The sequence below is a fragment of the Kitasatospora sp. NPDC057198 genome (assembly GCF_042670125.1).
In the GTDB taxonomy this organism is placed as follows: domain Bacteria; phylum Actinomycetota; class Actinomycetes; order Streptomycetales; family Streptomycetaceae; genus Kitasatospora.
This window is the reverse complement of sequence record NZ_JBHUWH010000711.1, coordinates 1-2,692: the sequence shown is the minus strand read 5'-3', so window position 1 is coordinate 2,692 and position 2,692 is coordinate 1. Positions and strand designations below refer to the sequence as shown.

The window sequence follows — 2,692 nt, the reverse complement described above, 5'->3', positions numbered from 1 at the left end:
GCGCTTTTCTGACGGAGTGCCAATTCTCTTGATTCGAGCACCAATTGGGGTCTCGTACACCTGGATGACAGCGACCGGCCAGAAGCGACTGGCCGAATATCGTCGGAGCCGCCGACCGGTTGCTCCGCTCCCTGTCATCCGTGCGTGCCCGATCTGGCGCGCCGTCGCCGGAGGTGCTGCGCCGATGAGAACCCGCCCGTGGGGGCTGAGAACCGGATCGCGTCCGTTGAAGGCGTACCTGGCGGCCGTGCTGGCCTGGACGGTGGCCGCCGCCGTCGTGTTCCTGCCGCTCGGCGGCCCCGGGGTCCAGCCGGCCCGGGCGGCCTCGGGGATGGAGGTGGAGGGGCCGAAGCGGTTCGACCCGGCCACCGGGCAGGACGGGGCACCCGGAAGGGTCACGGTCTCCCAGGCCAACGACCTCAGGAACCAGGTGGTGCACGTCAGTTGGACGGGTCTCACGCCGACCGTCGACTTCATGAACCAGCCCGTCCAGGTGATCTCCCCGTTCGCCGGGGGCGTCTACTACGCGATCCGGATCTACCAGTGCAAGGGCGAGAACCCGCGGATCATCGACTGCTACGGGTCCACCCTGTACGGCGGTGACGAGAGCAAGGGCTTCCTGCAGGACACGCCGGAGGCCGGGACGTCCCCCGAGTTCCCGTCGAACATGGTGATCGCGGCGACCCGCCCGGACGGCACCGGCGAGGCGGACATCGAGCTGTGGACCGCCACCCAGAGCCAGGGCCTCGGCTGCGACAGCACCCACAAGTGCTCGCTGGTGATCGAGCCGAACTACGGCGGCGACACCATGGGTGCCGGCAGCTACCCCGAGTTCGCGATCAACTGCGACGACCACTCGGCGGACATGGACTTCAACTTCGACACCGCCTCGGACGCCTCGTTCCGGCTCCGGCCGATCGACACCAACTACATGACCGGCGAGGCTTGCGCCTGGAAGCGGCACATCACCGTCCCGCTGGACTTCGCGCCGACCCCCGACGCCTGCACGGCCGGTGACGCGGACTTCTCCGCGATCGGCCTGGAGATGGCCGACCGGGCCATGCAGCAGTGGCGCACCGGCGGCTGCCTGGACGCCGACCCGCTGCGGGTGCAGTACTCCGTCGGCAACGGCGAACCGCAGGCCCGGGCGTCCTTCCTGCGCAGGTCCGGCGCGGACGTCGCGCTGACCTCCGTCCCGAGCACCGACCCGCCGACCCGCCCGTACGTCTACGCGCCGCTCGCCAACAGCGCCGTCTCGGTGGTCTTCGTCATCGACGACAGCGCCACCCACCGGCAGGTCCGCCGCGTCCGGCTCAATCAGCGGCTGCTGGCCAAGATGCTCACCCAGACCTACCGCCAGTACAACACGGACGACACCGAGACCGTCCGCGGCAACCCGCTCTGCATCTTCGACGACGAGGAGTTCCGCAAGCTCAACGCCGAGACCGCGCCCGGCGTGACCTGGCCCGGCTGTGGCAACGTCGCCAACAGCGCGCCGATCGTGGTCGGCGGCACCACCGACCTGGTGCACCGGCTGACCGAGTGGATCGCCGCCGACCCGGACGCCGGGCAGTTCCTCCAGGGCGCCCCCGACCCGTGGGGCACCCGCGTCAACACCAGGTTCCTGCCGCCGGCCTTCACCGGCTACCCGGTCGACTCCTTCCAGGCGCTCGACTACAGCGGCCAGAACAACCACAAGCAGTACGAGTGGAACCCGGTGCTGGGCGGCCTCGGCCAGGTGCTGCGGATGGTGCTGGAGAACCGGCTGTCCTGCCAACTGCCCTACGTCAACGCCGACGGCCAGCACGAGAAGTGCTTCACCATGCCCCCCGGCAGCCGGGCCCTGTTCGCCGTCATGGACAGCGGCGGCGCCCAGGCGATGAACCTGCCCGAGGTCGAACTCCCCAACGGCGCAGGCCAGTTCACCACGCCGACGATCACCTCGATGCAGGCCGCGGCGAAGGACATGCCCTTCGACGAGACCACCGGCACCCAGCAGCTCCCGTACGACGAGGAGGACTCCGCCTACGCGAAGGACCCGAAGGCGTACCCGCTGACCATGGTGCAGTACGCCATGCTGCCGACCGAGGGCCTCGGCCAGGCCAAGGCCGCCGCGGTCAGCAGGTTCGTGCGCACCGTCACCGACCCCGGCCAGGGGCAGGTCTACGGCCGGGCGCCGGGTCAACTCGCCTTCGGGTACGCGGCCCTGACCAAGGCCCAGACCGCACAGGCGAAGGCCGCCGCCGACCACGTCGCCGCACAGGACGGCGGCACGCCCGGCAAGCCCGCCGACACCGGCACCGAGGGTGGCGGCGGTTCCGGATCCGACGGCGGCGGCACCGGCGGGAGTACCGGCGGGAGCTCCGGCGGCCTCGGGGGATCCGTCGGCGGCACCGACGGCACCGGGACCGGCGACGCCGGGACCGCCTCGGGCACCGGCACCGGCACCGGCAGCGGTGCCGTCCAGGTTGCGGCCTCCGGCAGGCCCAGCGGCAGCGCCTCGCCCGGCCCCGCCACCGCCCCGGTCGGCCAGGCCGCGCCCGACCGGGCCGGAACGGCCCGGCTGCTGCTGCCCGTGATCCTCGCCACCGGCGCCGTCCTGCTGGTCGGCGGCCCCGCGGCGCTGTTCCTCGGCGGCACGCCCGCCGGCGCGAACCTCCGCCGCGGCGCCGGCCGGCTCTGGCTCCGGCTG

1 pseudogene is annotated in these 2,692 nt (G+C 72.1%); it reads left to right on the top strand.

Annotation, left to right across the window (positions count from 1 at the left end):
* Window positions 1–226 precede the first annotated feature (226 nt).
* Window positions 227–2,692, top strand: a pseudogene (locus ACFUEL_RS38100) (hypothetical protein); the annotation flags it as partial.